18 protein-coding genes and 1 tRNA gene are annotated in these 17,573 nt (G+C 62.9%); 7 read left to right on the top strand and 12 right to left on the bottom strand.

Going from position 1 to position 17,573, the window contains the following annotated elements:
* The first annotated feature begins 71 nt into the window (after positions 1–71).
* Positions 72–881: an AmmeMemoRadiSam system protein B gene (gene amrB, locus J0909_RS09875; RefSeq protein ID WP_207262475.1), complete on the top strand. Its 810-nt coding sequence runs from the start codon at positions 72–74 to the stop codon at positions 879–881.
* Positions 882–977: 96 nt separating this feature from the next.
* Here amrB and uxx1 read toward each other — a convergent pair whose 3' ends face one another.
* The 12 genes from uxx1 to J0909_RS09815 form a co-directional block, all read right to left on the bottom strand.
* Positions 978–1,181, bottom strand: coding sequence for a UXX-star selenoprotein family 1 (uxx1, locus tag J0909_RS09870; protein ID WP_207262474.1), 204 nt, complete (start codon positions 1,179–1,181; stop codon positions 978–980).
* Between the two features lie 188 nt (positions 1,182–1,369).
* Positions 1,370–3,601, bottom strand: coding sequence for a polyribonucleotide nucleotidyltransferase (gene pnp / locus J0909_RS09865; protein ID WP_207262473.1), 2,232 nt, complete (start codon positions 3,599–3,601; stop codon positions 1,370–1,372).
* 255 nt (positions 3,602–3,856) lie between these two features.
* Complete coding sequence (gene rpsO / locus J0909_RS09860; protein ID WP_207262472.1) at positions 3,857–4,126, bottom strand: 30S ribosomal protein S15; 270 nt, start codon at positions 4,124–4,126, stop codon at positions 3,857–3,859.
* Positions 4,127–4,189: 63 nt separating this feature from the next.
* Complete coding sequence (gene truB, locus J0909_RS09855) at positions 4,190–5,131, bottom strand: tRNA pseudouridine(55) synthase TruB (protein ID WP_207262471.1); 942 nt, start codon at positions 5,129–5,131, stop codon at positions 4,190–4,192.
* Complete coding sequence (locus J0909_RS09850; RefSeq protein WP_207262470.1) at positions 5,132–6,100, bottom strand: DHH family phosphoesterase; 969 nt, start codon at positions 6,098–6,100, stop codon at positions 5,132–5,134.
* Positions 6,075–6,416, bottom strand: a complete 342-nt coding sequence (gene rbfA / locus J0909_RS09845; RefSeq protein ID WP_207262468.1) for a 30S ribosome-binding factor RbfA — start codon at positions 6,414–6,416, stop codon at positions 6,075–6,077. The genes J0909_RS09850 and rbfA overlap by 26 nt, the downstream gene beginning before the upstream one ends.
* Before the next feature lie 11 nt (positions 6,417–6,427).
* Complete coding sequence (locus J0909_RS09840; RefSeq protein ID WP_207262665.1) at positions 6,428–6,721, bottom strand: DUF503 domain-containing protein; 294 nt, start codon at positions 6,719–6,721, stop codon at positions 6,428–6,430.
* 72 nt (positions 6,722–6,793) lie between these two features.
* Positions 6,794–9,718 carry a translation initiation factor IF-2 gene (gene infB, locus J0909_RS09835; RefSeq protein ID WP_207262466.1) on the bottom strand — a complete coding sequence of 975 codons (2,925 nt, stop codon included), beginning with the start codon at positions 9,716–9,718 and terminating at the stop codon, positions 6,794–6,796.
* Positions 9,719–9,722: 4 nt separating this feature from the next.
* Positions 9,723–9,959 (bottom strand): YlxR family protein, encoded by a 237-nt coding sequence (locus J0909_RS09830; protein WP_207262464.1) that lies wholly within the window; start codon positions 9,957–9,959, stop codon positions 9,723–9,725.
* A 20-nt stretch (positions 9,960–9,979) separates the two neighbouring features.
* The gene (gene nusA / locus J0909_RS09825; RefSeq protein ID WP_207262462.1) at positions 9,980–11,377 is read right to left on the bottom strand and encodes a transcription termination factor NusA; all 1,398 of its coding nucleotides are present in this window, start codon (positions 11,375–11,377) and stop codon (positions 9,980–9,982) included.
* 53 nt (positions 11,378–11,430) lie between these two features.
* A complete protein-coding gene (gene rimP, locus J0909_RS09820; RefSeq protein ID WP_207262460.1) occupies positions 11,431–11,889 on the bottom strand; it encodes a ribosome maturation factor RimP in 459 nt (152 codons plus the stop codon).
* Positions 11,890–12,004: 115 nt separating this feature from the next.
* Positions 12,005–12,080: transfer RNA gene (locus J0909_RS09815), tRNA-Gly, on the bottom strand.
* A gap of 134 nt (positions 12,081–12,214) precedes the next feature.
* Here J0909_RS09815 and J0909_RS09810 point away from each other — a divergent pair.
* The 6 genes from J0909_RS09810 to J0909_RS09785 are packed head-to-tail and all read left to right on the top strand — an operon-like array spanning position 12,215 to position 17,498.
* Entirely contained in the window at positions 12,215–12,991 is a 777-nt protein-coding gene (locus J0909_RS09810; RefSeq protein ID WP_207262458.1) for a flagellar hook-basal body protein, read from the top strand.
* A gap of 18 nt (positions 12,992–13,009) precedes the next feature.
* Positions 13,010–13,792, top strand: a complete 783-nt coding sequence (flgG, locus tag J0909_RS09805) for a flagellar basal-body rod protein FlgG (RefSeq protein WP_207262456.1) — start codon at positions 13,010–13,012, stop codon at positions 13,790–13,792.
* A 36-nt stretch (positions 13,793–13,828) separates the two neighbouring features.
* On the top strand, positions 13,829–14,842 hold the full coding sequence (flgA, locus tag J0909_RS09800) for a flagellar basal body P-ring formation chaperone FlgA (RefSeq protein ID WP_286181934.1): 1,014 nt from the start codon (positions 13,829–13,831) through the stop codon (positions 14,840–14,842).
* A 15-nt stretch (positions 14,843–14,857) separates the two neighbouring features.
* Complete coding sequence (locus J0909_RS09795; RefSeq protein WP_207262454.1) at positions 14,858–15,553, top strand: flagellar basal body L-ring protein FlgH; 696 nt, start codon at positions 14,858–14,860, stop codon at positions 15,551–15,553.
* A gap of 48 nt (positions 15,554–15,601) precedes the next feature.
* Positions 15,602–16,759: a flagellar basal body P-ring protein FlgI gene (locus J0909_RS09790; protein WP_207262452.1), complete on the top strand. Its 1,158-nt coding sequence runs from the start codon at positions 15,602–15,604 to the stop codon at positions 16,757–16,759.
* Position 16,760: 1 nt separating this feature from the next.
* Positions 16,761–17,498, top strand: coding sequence for a rod-binding protein (locus tag J0909_RS09785; RefSeq protein WP_286181932.1), 738 nt, complete (start codon positions 16,761–16,763; stop codon positions 17,496–17,498).
* Positions 17,499–17,573: the final 75 nt, after the last annotated feature.

The raw sequence follows: 17,573 nt of genomic DNA, 5'->3' as shown, positions 1-17,573 counted from the left end.
TTGGTTGTGCCCGATAGTGTGCTAAACGGGGGGTGTGGAATTCTGCAACATTTGTTTGGAGAGGTGACAATATGGATAGACATCCCATCGTTGCCGGACGGTTTTACGATGCGCGTCCTGATAGGTTGCACGCCGTGGTGGACGGTTTTCTCAGCTTGGCCGGGAAGCGGCAGCAAGAACCGACTCTGCTGGCTATGGTCCCCCATGCCGGGTACGTTTTTTCCGGGGAGGTCTGCGGCCGCACCTTGGGCGCGGCCAATCTCGCGTCCATCGTGGTGTTGCTCGGCCCCAACCATACGGGGCGGGGCGAACGGTTCGCCCTATGGCCTGACGGGGCTTGGCTTGTCCCCGGCGGCTCTCTGGCCGTGAACACCGCGCTGGCCGAAGCGCTGCTGGCCGCCGATCCGGGCATCAAGGCGGACACGGCCGCGCATATGGGCGAGCATTCCCTGGAGGTGGTCTTGCCGTTTCTGCATCGACTCAACCCGGACACGACCATTGTGCCCGTCTGCGTCTCCTTGCCCGGCCTGGAGTCCCTGGAACGGGTGGGACGGGCCATGGGCAAGGTGCTGGCGGATTTCCCCGAACCCGTGTCCTTGGTGGTCAGCTCGGACATGAGCCACTACATATCCCACGAAAATGCCCGGAAGATGGACGGTATGGCCCTGGAGCCGGTGATGACGCTGGAACCGGCCAAGCTCTACGAGACCGTGCGCTCCCAGGGCATCACCATGTGCGGGGTCCTGCCCATGACCGCTGGGCTGTATGCGGCCAGGGAACTCGGCGCGACCCACGCCGAACTGGTTGCCTACGCCACCTCGGGCGAGGCCTCCGGCGATTTTGAGCAGGTGGTGGGCTACGCGGGAGTGCTGGTCCGCTAACCGGCCGGTCCATGCCCGCCGGGCAGGGCGAAGCAAAAGGCCATCCGGATGGATGGCCTTTTTTCGCGGCCCGGCAACCTGCCGGGATCAGACGTGTCAGGAGCCTCGCTTGAAGCCCACGCAGGCCTTGCCCTCTTCGACGATGACCGGGATGCGTCGCTGTCCGCCGGAGAGCCTGAGCATCTCTTCCATGTTGGCTTCCGAGGCCAGGATGTCCACGAAGCGCGCCTCCGGATGGGCGGCCAGGGCCCGCTTGGTGTGCGGGCATGTCGATTTGCCATAAATGACGATTTTACTCATCGCTTTCTCCCATTCACTGCTCAAGATATCACCCTGGCCATACGCCCACAACCCCCGCGAAACGATGAGAACGGCGGTGCAGGAAGGGCAGGAACGTTCTCGAAGGAGGCCTTTCGGTTGGCGGCGGCAAGAAAAACGCCCTGTCCGGCGGTAGCCGGACAGGGCGTTTCAGTTACATTGGGATGGGCTTAGCGACGGTCGCGTCCGCGTCCGCCACGGCTGTCGCGGCTGTCGCGGCGTCCGCCGCGGTCACGGTCGCCGCCGCGCGGAGCAGGGCGCTTGAATTCGTCCAGGTTGACTTCCTGGCCGGCTTCTTCCATGAGCCATGCCTTGCGGGACAGGCGGATGCGTCCACCGGGCTCCAGCGAGATGCACTTGACCATGACTTCCTGGCCGAGCTGGACCACGTCTTCCACACGCTCCACACGGTCGAAGTCGAGCTGGGATATGTGCAGCATACCTTCCTGGCCGGGCAGGATCTCGACCAGCGCACCGACTTCGAGAATCTTGCGCACCACGCCCTTGTAGTTCTTGCCGGGTTCGGGCTTCTGGTCGTAGTAGAGGACCATTTCCTTGGCCTTTTCCATGGACGCCAGGGTCGGGGCGAAGATGGAAATCTTGCCGGAATCCTCGATGTCGATGTCCGCTTCGGTCTCAGCGGTGATGGCCTTGATGTTCTTGCCGCCGGGTCCGATGACGGAACGGATCTTCTCGGGATCAATGTAGACCACGTCCATCTGCGGTGCCAGAGTGGACAGTTCGGAGCGCGGGGTTTCCAGTACCTCGGTCATGTGGTCGAGGATGTGGGTGCGTGCTTCCTTGGCCTGCTGCAACGCCTTCTTGAGGACCTCTTGCGGGATGCCCGCGATCTTGATGTCCATCTGGATGGCGGTGATGCCGTCGCGGGTACCCGCGACCTTGAAGTCCATGTCGCCCAGCGCGTCCTCGTCGCCGAGAATGTCGGTCAGAACGAAGTACTGGTCGCCTTCCTTGCACAGGCCCATGGCGATACCGGCCACGGGGGCGGAGATGGGCACGCCCGCATCCATCAGGGACAGGGTCGCGCCGCATACGCTGGCCATGGACGAGGAGCCGTTGGACTCCATGATCTCGGAGACCACGCGGATGGTGAACGGGAAGGTCTCCGGATTGGGGATGACCGGGGTCAGAGCCCGTTCGGCCAGAGCGCCGTGACCGACCTCGCGGCGGGAGGGGCCGCGCAGCATGCGGGCTTCACCGACGCAGTAGGGCGGGAAATTGTAGTGCAGCATGAACCGTTTGGTGGCGTCGCCGAGCAAGGAGTCGTAGCGCTGCTCGTCCCGGGTGGAGCCCAGGGTGGCGGTGGCCAGGGAGCAGGTCTCGCCGCGACGGAACAGGGCGGAACCGTGGGTCTGCTGGAGCACGCCGACTTCGATGGACAGCGGGCGGACGGTCGAGGTGTCGCGGCCGTCGATGCGCAGTCCTTCCTTGACGATGCGCTCACGCACGATTTTCTTGGTCATGTCGCCGACGACATCGTCCACGGCGGCCAGCTTGGCCGGATCGTCGGGGAACTTCTCGGCCACGGCTTCCTTGGCCTTTTTCTTGGCGGCGTCCTTGGCGGCGTAGCGGACCATCTTCTCGGGGGTCGTCAGGGCCTTCTTGAGGTCGTCGGTGAGGAGCTCGCCCAGGTATTCGGCCACTTCCTCGTCGTGATGAGGCGGGGTGACCTCGATCTTGGGCACGCCGACCTTTTCGCGCAGCTCGTCCTGGATATCGAAAAGCGGACGGACCTGCTCGTGGCCCCAGGCCAGGGCGTCGGCCACCAGATCTTCGGAGACGAAGTCGCCGCCGCCTTCAACCATGACCATGGCGTCGCGGGTGGCCGCGAAGATCAGGTTCAGGGAGGAGCGCTCCTCAATGCCCTTATAGGAGGGGTAGAGGACGAACTGGCCGTCCACGTAGCCCACGCGGGCGCCGACGATGGGGCCGAGGAAGGGCATCTTGGAGATGTGGCAGGCGGCGGAAGCGCCGGTCAGGGCCAGGACGTCCGGATTGACGTGCTTGTCGGCGGACAGGACCGTGGCGATGATCTGGACCTCATCGGAGAAGCCCTTGGCGAACAGGGGCCGGATGGGACGGTCGATGAGCCGGGAGACCAGGGTCTCGCGCTCGGACGGACGGCCCACTTCGCGGCGGAAGTAGTTGCCCGGCACGCGGCCGGCGGCGTAGGCCATTTCTTGATAGTTGCAGGTCAGGGGGAAGAAGCCCCGGTCTTCGGCCAGGGGCTGGGTCACGGCCGTGACCAGCACGGTGGTGTCGCCGGACGAAATGGTCACGGCGCCCGAGGCCTGGCGGGCGTATTTCCCGGTTTCAATGGTGATGTCGAGATCGCCGACCTTGGCTGTTACGCTGGTGGCGCTGAAAGGAATCATCGTCATAGAGATTCTCCTGCCTTGCGGGGCAAGGCAATAAGGGTGAATCACTTTCTGCGATTATCCCTCGGGTGGGGTTAGCCGGCTTGGGGAGGAGCTTTTGGGGCAATGGAACCCGTCGGTCCCAAAAACGCCTTCCGCAGCCAACTAAACTGTGCGTGAGGATTCGGAGCGGGGTCTGAAAAGACGGCTCCGACGCAGAAAGTGACGTACGTGACGGGGGAGGTGTTACCCTCCCCCGAACATCAATTCTTCAAAGAACTACTTGCGCAGACCAAGGCGGCCGATGAGGTCGCGGTAGCGCTGGATGTCCTTGTTTTGCAGGTACTTGAGCAGTTTCCTGCGCTGGCCGACCAGCTTCAGCAGGCCGGTGCGGGAGTGGTGGTCCTTCTTATGGGTCTTGAAGTGCTCGGCCAGGTAGGTGATGCGCGCGGTCAACAGCGCGACCTGGACCTCGGGGGACCCGGTGTCGCCTTCACAGGTCTTGTACTCGTCGATGATCTTCTGTTTTTCTTCAGCAGTCATGACCACAGCGATATCCTCCTAAGTTGGATGTTGCTTGTATCGTTTTGCCGGACGTGTTGTCTCGGCGGTTCAGTCCCGGTTCCAGAGTCCCCGGAGAATGGCCCATCGGGGCTTGCCGTCTTGAAGCTTGGCCTCCACCAATGCCAGGGGCGCTTCATCGGGACCAAGCAGCATGGCCTGGTCGCCGAGTTTGCCCGCCAGCAGGGCGCCGGGTTGGTCGGCCACCGGCAGCCAGGACCCGTTCATGACGAGCCCGGCCAGCGGTTCGGTCAACCGAAACCTCGGCCAATGAGGCAGGGTGTCCCGTAGCGGAATCACCCGTTCCGGAAACAATTCCGGATGCTCCAGGACGTCCTCCAGGTCAAAGGCCTGTTCGAGCCGAAACGGCTCGCTGGCTTCCCTGACCAGGCTGGTCAGTGCCGCGCCGCACCCCATTCGCGTCCCCAAGCTGTGGACCAGGGATCGTATGTAGGTGCCCGCGGAACAACTGACCCTGAATGCCGCCTCGGGCGGATTCACGTCCAGCATTTCCACATGAGAAACAACAATGGGCTTTATTTTGACCGGTGTTTCCAGGCCCTCGCGAGCCAAGGCGTACAGCGGCTTGCCCTGGTGTTTGGCAGCCGAATAGGCAGGAACCTCCTGCTCTGTCAACTCTTTCCAATATAAAATTTCGCGTTCGACATCGTCGGGCGAGGCGTCCACCGGGCTTTCCTTGAGGACTTCCCCTTGGATATCAAGCGTATCGGTGGTTATTCCGAGACGAAATGTACCGGAATAGGTCTTGGTTCCGCCGGTCAGGTATGGCGCGAGCTTGGTGCCGTTGCCGAGCAGGACCAGAAGCACGCCTTCGGCCATGGGGTCCAGGGTGCCGCCGTGGCCGATCTTGTACTGCTTGAGGCGGTGCTTGATGTCGTTCAGGCAGGCGGCCGAGGTGGGCCCGGAAGGTTTGTTCAGGATCAGCAGGCCGTCGAGCTGGAACGGGCTGCGCTGGTTGCGTCGTCGGCCCATCTAGTCGATCTCCAACTGGTCGGCCACGGCCTGTATGAGCCGCGCCTTGGCTTCGGCCAGGGGAGCCTGGATGGACCCGCCCGCCGCGTTTTTGTGCCCGCCGCCGCCGAATCGGGCGGCTACCTTCTGGACGTTGTCGTCGCCGTAAGAGCGCAGGCTGAACTTGTACAGGTCCGGACCTTCCTCGCGCAGGACGGCGGCCACGCGAACGGTCTTCAACCGCCGCAGGAAATTGATCAGGTTCTCGGTGTCCGCGTTGGTCGTACCCGTGCGCGCGAACATTTCCCGGGTGATCACCGTGGCGCTGACGCGTTTGTCCAGGAACAGCTCCATGGCGGCCATGGCTTCGGTCCAGAGGCGCATGCGGTTCTCGGACCACTGCTTGGTGATGCGCTCGTTCATGAGGGCTATGTCGAGCCCGTTGCGGAGCATCGCGGCGGCCAGCTCCAGGGATTCCGGAGTGGTGTTGCCGTAGGTGAAGAAACCGGTGTCCGTGGCCACGGACAAATAGATGCACTCGGCCAGGGGACCGGTCAGAGGCACGTCGAGCGCATCGGCGAGCAGGGCGACCATGCTGCCCACGGAGGGCTGTTTCGCGTCCACCCAGTTGACTGCGCCGAACTCGTCGTTGCCTAGGTGGTGGTCGATGTTGACGAACGCGGTCTCGCTTGAGCGGGTGGCCAGTGCTTCCCCCATGCGCTCCCGGCTGCCGCAGTCCAGGACGAAGGTCCAGGGGGGCAGGGCGGCGGGCAACTCGCGCTTTATGGGGGCGGGCAGGCCGATGAAGGCGTAGCGCGAGGGCATGCCAGACGGGTTGTACAGCGAGACCCTTTTACCCAGAGAGACCAGGATGTGGCCTAGGGCGCAGATGGACCCGATGGCGTCCCCGTCTGGGCTATAGTGTGAGGCGATCAGGAATTCGTCATGCCCCGCGATGATTTCGCTAATCCGTCGGATGGGACTTTCCATAGACCACGTCCTCAAGAAATTCGTCGAACTGGAAGCGCAGTTCGGGGGTGTATTGCAGCTTGAGAATACGCCCGAGCCGCGAACGCAGGAAGCCGGTAGCCTTTTCCAGGCCTTCCTGGACTTCCTTGCGGTGCTCGGCGTCGCCGGACACCGTGTAAAAGATCTCGGCGATGCGCAGGTTGGAGTTCATGCGAACCCCGGACAGGGTGACGAGGTTCAGGCGCGGGTCCGCGGCCTCCTCCACGAGGAGGGTGCCGACCTCGCGCAGGATCTGGTCGCCCATGCGCACGGCGCGTCGGGAAGTGGAAGCTTTCATAACCGTATCCTCTAGTCGGAATCCGAAAAAATTTCTGTGTTGCAGCGGGTCAATTCCGCCGGGGAGATGGCCTCGACCATGGCCAGGGCCCTGGACAGGGTGCTCTCCACTCGGGTCGATTCATTGGCCGCGGTCACCACGGCCAGGACCAGCTTGTCATGTACGTCGAGGGCGTCCACTTCGGCAACGGAAACATTGAACTTGTTTCGCAGCTTCTGCTTCAGGCTCAGGGATACTTTGCGTTTGCCCTTGAGGGAGCGGTTGCCGTGGAGCCTGAATTCGAGGTGGAGCACGCCGATGATCATGCCGGTCCCCTTAAAAATAAACACGGGCGGCCCATTGTCCAATGAGCCGCCCGCGATTTTCGATCCGTTGCGCTAGTCGATGGTGCGGGCGACTTCCTTGGTCTCGAAGACTTCAATGGAATCGCCGACCTTGACGTCGTTGAACTTCTCCAGGCCGATGCCGCATTCGTAGCCCTTGGCCACTTCGCGGACGTCGTCCTTTTCGCGGCGCAGGGACGCGACCTGGCCGGTGTAGATGACCACGCCGTCGCGCAGCAGACGCGCCTTGGCGTTGCGGGTGATCTTGCCGTCGGCCACGAAGCAGCCTGCGATCACGCCGACCTTGGGCACGCTGAAGGTGGCGCGCACCTCGGCCTGCCCCAGATAGACTTCCTCGATGTCCGGGGTGAGCATGCCGCTCATGGCGTCCTTCACTTCCTGCACCAGCTTGTAGATGATGTCGTAGAAGCGGATTTCCACGCCTTCCTGCTCGGCGATCTGCTTGACCTTCAGGTTCGGGCGCACGTTGAAGCCGATGATGATCGCTTCGGAGGCACCCGCCAGAAGGATGTCGGACTCGGTGATGGCGCCCGCGCCGCCGTGGACGACGCTGATCTTGACCTCGTCCGTGGACAGCTTGTTCAGGGCCTCGGTCACGGCTTCCAGCGAACCCTGCACGTCGGCCTTGAGCACCAGGTTCAGGGTCTGGGCCTCGTCGTTGGGCTTGGAGGCCAGGAAGGATTCCAGGGTGACCTTGGTCTTGGCGGACAGGACCTTCTCGCGCTGCTTCATGGCGCGGGACTGGGCGATACGGCGGGCGACCTTTTCGTCGTCCACCACGAACAACTCGTCACCGGCCTCGGGCAGGCCGTCAAAGCCCTGAATTTCCACGGGCATGGCCGGTCCGGCGGATTTGATTTTCTTGCCCTGGTCGTTGAACATGGCCCGGACCTTGCCGAAGTGGATGCCGGACACGAAGCTGTCGCCCTGGTTGAGGGTGCCTTCGCTGATGAGCATGGTGCCCACCGGGCCGCGTCCCTTGTCCAGGCGCGCCTCGACGATGTGGCCGCGGGCGTGCTTGTCCGGGTTGGCCTTGAGTTCCATGACCTCGGCCTGGAGCAGGACCATTTCGAGCAATTCGTCGATGCCTTCCTTCTTCTTGGCCGAGACGTGGGCGAAGATGGTGTCGCCGCCCCAGTCCTCGGGAGCCAGGCCGAGTTCGGCCAGCTCGCGCTTGACGTTGTCCGGGTTGGCCCCTTCCTTGTCCATCTTGTTCACGGCCACGACGATGGGCACGCCCGCCGCCTTGGAGTGGGAGATGGCCTCGCGGGTCTGGTCCATAACGCCGTCGTCGGCGGCGACCACCAGGATGACGATGTCGGTCACCTGGGCGCCGCGCATGCGCATGGTCGTGAACGCCTCGTGGCCCGGGGTGTCCAGGAAGACGACCTCGCCCCGGTCGGTCTGCACGTGGTAGGCGCCGATGTGCTGGGTGATGCCGCCCGCTTCGCCCTCGGTCACGTGGGACATGCGGATGGCGTCGAGCAGGGAGGTCTTGCCGTGATCGACGTGACCCATGATGGTCACTACCGGAGGACGCGGCTTGAGGTCCTCGTCCTTGTCCACCTGGGTGGGGATGAGGAATTCCTGCTCGTCGAAGGAAACGTTTTCCACCTCGTAACCGAACTCGCCGGCCAACAGGGAGGCGGTGTCCAGGTCGAGCGACTGGTTGATGGTCGCCATGACGCCGAGGCCGAACAGGGTCTTGATCAGATCCTGGGCCTTGACGCTCATCTGATGGGCCATGTCGGACAACCGGATAGCCTCGTCGAATTTGATCTTGCGCTTGGCCGCCTTCATGGGCTGCGCCTGGAGCTGTTCCTGCTGCATCATGGACTGCTGTCCGCGGCGCCCCTTCTTCTTGCGGCCCTTGCGGCCCGCCGGGAAGTTGGAATCGTTGTACAGCTTGTTGGTATGATCCTGACCGCCTTCGGTGGAGAATTCCACCACGCGGCGGTCCTTCTTGCCCTTTTTCTTCTTGCTGCGGCCGTCACCAGCCGCCGGATCCGGCACGGGGCTGTTGGAACCGGGCGCTGCACCGGGGCGTCCGACGGGGCGGCCACCGGCAGGGCGACCGCCGGCGGGGCGGCCACCAGCCGGGCGTGCGCCGGTGGGGCGTCCGCCGGGATGGCGTTCGGGCTGGGCCAGCTTGGCTGCTTCGCGGGCCTGCACCTCGGCCTCGGTGGGCATGGAGATGATCTTGACCTTGGGGGCCTCGGGCTCGCGCTTCTTCTTTTTCTTTTTGCGGGGTTCGCCTTTTTCCGCCGTGTCTTCCGCTTCGGGAGCGGCTGCGGATTCCTCGCGGGCGGGCTTTTCATCCGTCTCTTCGGGAGCCGCTTTTTCAGCGATCGGGGCTTCGGCTTCGGAAACGGCTTCAGGTGCGGTTTCAGGCTCGGGCTGGGCTTCGGCAGGCGCGGGTTCGGGGGCGGCCTCTTTCGCCACGGCTTCAGCGGCCGGGGCCTGTTCGACCTCGGCTGCTACCGGTTCGGGAGCCTCGACGGGCTCCTCAACGGCGGGCTTGATGATTCTGACCTTGGGCGCAGCCTTGCGCGGGGCCGCCTTGGGGGCGGGCTCCTCAACGGGCGTGGCGACGGGCTCCTCGGTCTCCTTCCCGGCGGGCGCGGCCTCGACGGCTTCGGGCGCACCGGTCTCCGGGACGAACTCCTCGGGCTCCTCGGCCGACTCGTCGACCTCGAGGGTCACGGCCTCCTCCTTGGGGGACTTGGCCTTTTTGCGCCTGCGCCGGATAATGACGCCGGACTCACCCACGCGGCGGACCTCTTTTCGGCCGCTGCCGCCCTTTTTCAATTCCGCCTTGAGGCGGTCCACATCTTCGTCTTCCACGACGGTCTTCTGGCTTTTCGCCTGAACGCCGATCTCACGAAGCTGCTGAATGATCTCCTTGTTGCTGAGACCAAGCTCAGCAGCCAAGTCTTCTACCCGAACCTTTGCCGTCATCTAATCACCTCGCACGTTTCTTCATCAGGCCAGCGATCATTTTGGGAAATCGCTCCCTGCACCGGGCCTGGTCGCATACGTAATATCCACGTCCCGGCCGGGTCATGGCCGGGTCCGGTACCGGACGGAAGTCCGGCTCATTCGTCTCCTCCGGGGGCACGAACCGCGTCAGCTCCTCTTTGGGAAACCGTTCGCGGCAAACCACGCACATGCGTTCGGGGTGATGTCCCTTGCAGCTCATGCGTTGCCCCCGTGCGGAGCCTATTTCGTCTCCGCGCCCTCGGCGGGAGTCTCGGTTTCCTCTTCGGTCTCGTCTTCGGTCTCGTCTTCGGTCTCGGACTCTCCCTCGGCGTCGTCCCGGGGCGTTTCCTCGGCGGCCTCCGCGAGCGTTTCGGCTTCGGGGGCTTCGGACCTGTCATCCTCGGCTTCCAGGTCGGGGGCGAGCATGTTGACGGCCAGCCGCACGTCCGCGATCTTGGACTCGGTCATGCCCTTAATGGACAGGAGTTCCTCATCCGAGGCCAGGGCGATGGAGTCGATGGACTCGAAGCCCGCGTTGAAGAAGTTCTCCATGGAGACTTCGGCCACGCTGGCGATCTGATCCATGCCCTTGCGGGCGGCGTTGAGCTCGCCGTACCGGGATTCGGTGAAAATGTCTATTTTCCAGCCGAGCAGCTTGGCGGCCAGCTTGACGTTCTGGCCCTTGCGGCCGATGGCCAGGGTCAACTGATCGTCGGGGCAGACCACTTCCAAGGCCTCGTCCTCCTCGTCCACCGTGATCCGCGAGATCATAGCCGGGGACAGGGCGTGCTGTGCGTACATGGCGATGTCCGGGGACCAGACCACGATGTCGATGCGCTCGCCCTTGAGTTCCTGGACCACGTTCTGGATGCGGGAGCCGCGGATGCCGACGCAGGCGCCCACCGGGTCCACGTCGCGGTCGCGGGACATGACGGCCACCTTGGCGCGCAGGCCCGGGTCGCGGGCCACGCCCATGATCTTGACCGTGCCGTCGGCCACCTCGGGCACTTCGCGCTTGAAGAGCTCGATCATGTAGTCCGGGTGGGAGCGGGAGACAACGACCTGCGGGCCGCGCGACTCCTTCAATACATCTATGATATATGCCTGCACCCGGTCGCCGCGTTTGTACCGTTCCCTGGGGATCTGCTCCTCCTTGGGCAGCAGCGCCTCGGTCCGGCCAAGGTTGATGATCCATCCGGTACGGTCGCGGCGTTGTATGATGCCGCTGGCGATCTCGGACACGCGGTCCTTGTACTCTTCGTAAATGATTTCCTGCTCGGCATCGCGCATGCGCTGGATGATGACCTGCTTGGCCGATTGCGCGGCGATGCGGCCAAGGTCCTCGACCTTGACCGGGAAGCCCATCTCGTCGTCCAACTGGGCGTTGGGATCGTGGGCCACGGCGTCTTCGAGCGAGATTTCGCTGACGGGGTCGTGCACCTCTTCCACGACTACCTTGAACTCGAAGACCTCGATTTCGCCGAGTTCCTCGTTGAAGGCCACCTCGATGTCCATGGTCTCGCCGTACTTGCGGGCCACAGCCGAGCGCACGGCCTCCTCAAGGGTGTCGATCAGCAGGTCACGGTCAATGCCCCTGTCCTTGCTAATCTGGTCGATGGCTCTTTTCAGCTCCGACATGATAAACCTCCGCTTGTGCCGGTCGGGGCCTCTCCCCCCGGCAGTGATATCTGCTAAAATTCGTGGACCAGGGTGATTTTCTTGATGGCGGTCCAATCGAAGTTCTTGACTTGGTCATCGACGTTCACGGCGACGGTGTCGCCTGCAATACCGGCCAGTTCGCCCTTGAACTTGCGGCGGCCGTCTTCGGGCTCGAAGAGCAGAACGTCCATCTTGCGGCCCATGTAGTCGGCCAGTTGGGCCGGGGCGAAGAAGGGCCGCTCCAGGCCCGGGGAGGAAACCTCGAGATTGAAAGCGCCGGGGATGACGTCCTCCACCTCAAGCATGAGTCCCACCTGGCGGCTGACTTCGGCGCACTGATCGATGTTCACGCCGCCCGGGGCGTCGATGTATATGCGAACAACGCGCTTCTTGCCCGACGCCGGGGAGGTCAATCCCCAGAAGACGTAGCCAAGGTTTTCCACCTCGGGCCGGATCATGTCCGACAACATTTCCTCAAAAGTCTGGCGCATCGCGGTTCTTCTCCCGCCGGAACGGCGTCCGGTCCGACAAATATAAAAAAAGGTGAGCCCGAGCTCACCTACGCGAACCCCGCAGGGCCCTTTTATTGGGCCCTGCGAAAGGCTTTGGAGCGGGTGACGGGGGTCGAACCCGCGACACCAAGCTTGGGAAGCTTGTACTCTACCAACTGAGCTACACCCGCCCGGAAACGAGCCTATTTATACATATACACACAGGTTGTCAACAACCATCGTGCCGGTTCCCGCCGGCCGAGAAATGGGTTTCCAGCGTTGGCATGCATAGTGCAAATCCCTCGTCGAACAGGAGGATCGCCCTATGCGGGACAGTACACAGAGCGCCATTTTCGGGGCTTTATCCAATGAATTAAGGATGTCATCCATCGCCAATAATTTGGCGAACGTGAACACGTCCGCCTACAAGAAAGACAAGCTGGCCTTTCATGACACCTTCATTCGTTTCTCCCATGACTATCTGGTGGATGACAAGACCTACATCCGGGGAAAGAACATGTTCCCCGAGGGGCACATCATGGCCAAGGCGCGGTTGTCGGCTCAACAGGCCGACCTGTCCCAGGGCAGCCTTGAGCGCACGGGTAACCAGCTCGACTTCGCCCTGTCCGGCCCGGGATTCTTTTCCATCCAGGGCGACGGCGAGATGCTGTACACCCGCGCCGGAAACTTCGTGACCGATTCCGACGGGATGCTTCAGACCGCGGATGGTCATCCGGTCATGGTGGACGGCGGGCCGCTCTTTATCCCGCCGGGTGGTCGGCTCCAGGCGGACGACCAGGGCAATCTTCTGATCAACGGCCAGCCCGCCGGGGCCTTTGACCTGGTGGATTTCGACAATCCGGCTCTGCTGGAACGGACGGGTTCCAACAACTACCGCATGCCCGAAGGCGTGGCCCAGACCGCGCCCGGAGAAATGGAAGTTGCCCAGGGCTTCGTCGAGAAGTCCAACGTGGAGGTCGTCACCGAGATGGTTTCGATGATCGAAACGCAACGGGCCTTTACCATGTATACCAAGATGATCCAGGCCGACAACGAAATGGATACGAAATTGATCACCAAGGTGGGGAATCCCACCGCCTAGCTCAGGAGGCTTGCAATCATGATGCGTTCCCTGTGGACATCTGCCACCGGCATGATAGCCATGCAGACCCAGATCGACACCCTGTCGAACAACCTGGCCAACGTCTCCACCACGGGCTTCAAAAAGAGCCGGGCGGAGTTCGAAGATCTCATGTACCAAACACTCAAAATCGCCGGGGGGCAGAATGCCGACGGCACCCGGACGCCCGTGGGCATGCAGATCGGCATGGGCGTAAGGCCCGTGTCCGTGCATAAGTTCTTCACCCAGGGCGACTACCAGAACACCGGCAACCCTCTGGACATGGCCATCGAGGGCGAAGGCTTTTTCCAGGTCATGGTCAACGGTGAAGCGGTCTACACCCGCGACGGCTCCTTCGAGCTGGACAGCGACGGCCGTGTGGTCACTGCGGGCGGCTATCCCCTGCAACCGGAGTTCACCGTGCCCGCCGAGACGTCCAGCGTGTCCATTTCCGAGACCGGGACCATTTCGGCCCTGGATAAGGACGGTAAGGTTCTGGCTACGGCGGATCTCGACCTTTACCGGTTCCAGAACCCGGCCGGGCTCAACGCCTCCGGACGCAACTTCTACCGCGAGACCGACGCCTCGGGCACGGCCGTGGCCGGAACTCCGGGCGACGAAAACTACGGAACCATCGCCCAGGGCTTTTTGGAAGGGTCCAATGTGGAGATGGTAGATGAAATGGTTGGTCTGATCGTGGGCCAGCGTGCCTTCGAGATCAACTCCAAGGCCATTACTACCTCGGATGGCATGTTGCAGACTGCCATCAACATTAAGCGATAGCGGGTGATCGGGGAGATCTCGCTGCAAGGCAGGTTCATGATGTCTATGTGGAACAAGCACCGTTCGAGCACCGAAAACCGCGTGGTCCGATATATTTTGGCGGCGTGCCTGACCCTGGTCTTGTTGTCCGTGCCCGCCCTGACCGGGGCGGCCAGGGGCAACCTCTGGAAGGGACTGGTCCGGGACGTGGCCTGCGTCAAGGGTCCCGACGTCCTTTTGGGCGAGATCGCGGACCCGGTGGACGACGCGGCCCGTCGTCAGTGGCCGACCCTTTCGACCCTCAAGCTCTGGAAGGCTTCGAGCAAGCTCGGCTACGTGGTCACGATACCCAGGGACAAACTCGCGCAGGTCCTCAAGTATTACATGGGCGAGGGGGCGGCCAACCTGGCCCTGCCCAGTCAGTTGACCGTGCAGACGGGCGGCCGGGTCGTGGATTCGGCTGAACTCAAGGCTCGCGTCGTCGCCTTTTTGACACCGCGTGCCAAGGACCTGGGCGGCGATGTGCATTTCAAGGACCTCCAGATGCCCAACCACATCTTTTTCCCCAATGACTATGATAAGTTGGTCATCAGCATGAACGACCACCTCGAACCTGGGCGCAATGAGATCGTCCTGAGCGGCATGACCCCGGACGGCAAGGTCGTCTCGCGCCGTTCCGCCGTGGTTTTCGCCGACGTGTGGAAGGCCGTGCCCGTGGCCGCACAGCCCATGAACCGCATGGAACGGGTGACCAAGGAAAAGATTTCCTTCCGGCGCATGAATATGGCCTACAACCGTGACGTCTGGGACGGCGCGGGCGGGCCATGGCGCATGGCTCGGACGCTGGGCCGGGGCCAGGTCTTCACCCTGTCTCACCTGGAGCCGGTGCCGCTCATCGAGCGCGGCGAAATGGTCAACCTTGTCTACAACGGGCGGGGCGTCCGCCTGTCCATCAAGGCCGAGGCCATGGGCGAGGCCGGAGTGGGGCAGCGGATCGAGGTCCGCAACGTCCAGAGCAACAAGATCATCCTGGCCACCGTGGTGGACGGGGAAACCGTCGTCGTCAGGTAGACGAGGAGCATTGTCATGAAACGCTATTTTTTGATGGTCATGGCCGCCGTCCTGCTGGCCTCGGGGTGCGCCCGCAAGTACGAGAACGAGCCTATGCCCGTGCTCACGCCGCCCGCCTACGAAGAGCAGAATCCGGCCTCCAACCCGGGTTCCCTGTATGATTCCAACCGGTCCGAGTTTTTGTACGACGACAACCGCGCCAGCCGCGTGGGCGACATCGTTCTGGTCCAGGTGGCGGAATCTGCGACCACCAAGATCAAGTCCGAGACCACGGCCGACAAGTCCAATGACGTGGACACCTCGGTTACGGCCGTGCCCAACATCGGGCTGATCGGGGCCATGCCTCTGGCCAAGACCCTGGGAGCCAAGACGGGCGTGGGCATCACGGCCAACCAGTCCTCGAAGTTCGACGGCTCCGGCGAAACCAAGCAGGAATCCAATTTCGAGGCCACGGTGGCCACGCGCATCGTGCGCAGGCTGCCCGGCAACATCCTTCAGGTGGAGGGTGCGCGGCGTATCCGGGTCAACAACGAGACCCAGTTCCTGGTGGTCAGGGGCTTGATCCGCCAGCGCGACATCTCCTCGAGCAACACCATCCCGTCCACCAGCCTGGCCGAGGCCCAGATCGAGATTTACGGCCAGGGCGTGTTGGCGGACAAGCAGAGGCCCGGCTGGCTGTCGCGAATTCTGGACAACGTCTTTCCCTTCTAGCCGTACGGCCTGAACAATGCATTTGAGAGGTTTTGAGGAGTGAACGCCATGACCCTGAATGAACGCATCAACCCCGTGGACGCAGGTGAAGCGACCAGGACGCTTGTCCTGGCGGCATTGTTCGTCCTGCTTGTCCTGTACCTGGCCTTTGTCCTCGCTCCGGGCGAGGCCCGCGCGGCCCGGCTCAAGGACATCGCCTCCTTCAGCGGGGTGCGGACCAACGAACTGGTGGGCTACGGCCTGGTGGTCGGCCTGGCCGGCACCGGAGACGGCACGTCGAGCACGTTCACCATGCGTTCCATGGCCAACATGCTGGAAAAGATGGGCGTGGAGGCCAACCCCGACGACCTCAAGCCCAAGAACGTGGCCGCGGTCATGGTCACTGCCAAGATGCCGGTCTCGGCCAAGCCAGGCTCTCCCCTGGACGTCACGGTTTCGTCGCTCGGCGACGCCAAGTCCTTGCTCGGCGGGGTCCTTCTGATCACGCCCCTCAAAGGCCTTGACGGCCGGGTCTACGCCGTGGGCCAGGGGTCCCTGACCATCGGCGGCTTCACCGTGGGCGGCACGGCGGCCGATGCTCAGAAGAACATCCCCACCGTAGGCCGTATTCCCAACGGGGCGGTCGTGGAGCGGGGTGTACCCTTCAAGTTCAACAACCAGGACCATATGACCGTGAATCTGGACGTGCGGGACTTCGGGACGACCATGCAGGTGGTCAACAAGATCAACGCCAGCATGGGGGGACAGTTCGCCAAAGCCAAGGACATTTCGACCATCGACCTGGAACTGCCGGATCGGTTCCGGGGCAACATGGTCCCGCTGATGGCTTCCCTGGAGGATCTGGACATCTCGCCCGACGGCAAGGCCAAGGTGGTCGTGGACGAGAAAACCGGCACCGTGGTCTTGGGCCAGGACGTGCGCCTGAGCCGCGTGGCCGTGGCGCACGGCAACCTGCAAATCGTGGTCTCCGAGACCCAGCAGGTCAGTCAGCCCGGTCCGTTCTCGGATGGCCAAACCGTGGTCACCCCGCAGACCGACGTTCAGGTCCAGGAGCAGAACAACCAGCTTATGCTCATGGAGGGCGCCACCCTGCAGGAATTGGTGGACGGCCTGAATTCCATCGGAGCCACTCCGCGTGATCTCATTTCCATCATCCGGACTCTCAAGGCGGCGGGCTCCCTGCACGCCGAGGTGGAGGTTATCTAAGATGAGTATGATCAACAGCAGCATGGACCCCCGGCTGGCCGCGAACGTGGTCGAGACCAACGACATGGACCGGTTCAAGTCCCAGATGGAGGGGTTGAAGCGGAGCCTGTCGGACAAGCGCCCGGACAAGCTGACCCGGCTCAAGCAGGCCTGCCAGAACTTCGAGGCCGTGTTCATCGGCAAGCTCTGGGACCAGATGCGTCAGACCGTGCCCAAGGAGGGCTATCTGCACTCCAAACAGGAGGATTCCTACATGGGCATGTTCAACCGGGATTTCTCCGAGAAGATGGCCCAGTCGGGCGGCATCGGCCTGGCGGACATGATCTACGACCAGCTTAGCCGCAAGCTTAAGCAGACCAGCCAGGACACCCTGACCGGCGGGGTGGACATCCAGCCCTTGGAGAACGGCGGTATTCCCCTGAAGCGGGGCGCGGATCCCATCGCCCTGAACCGCACCCAGGGCATGACCCTGGAGGATTGGGGCGGCAACGCGGTGGTCGATTCCCGGGGCGTGGCGGTCGGGACCTCCGCCGAAGAGCGGGGCGGTCGGGATGAACACGGTGTTTTGAGCGACGTGGAGGTCCAGGCGCGGCTGGAATCGCTGACCCGCAAGCTCGAAGCTCGACGCATTCACGACGGGCTGGCCGGGACCTCGCGGTCCGGCGGCAGGCGATCCGGATATGCGGCGGAGGCGGACGATAAGGGCTCGGTTGGCCGGAAACTTGCAGAAATCGGGTGAGCTCCCGGGAGCCAGAATTAATAAGAATTAATAATTGTTAAGATAATACAATGTGTTAGCAGTAATGAGGTAGCA

The organism is Desulfovibrio sp. Huiquan2017 (genome assembly GCF_017351175.1).
Lineage (GTDB): Bacteria > Desulfobacterota > Desulfovibrionia > Desulfovibrionales > Desulfovibrionaceae > Pseudodesulfovibrio.
The sequence above is the reverse complement of the archived record's forward strand: the minus strand, read 5'-3'. Positions and strand labels throughout refer to the sequence as shown.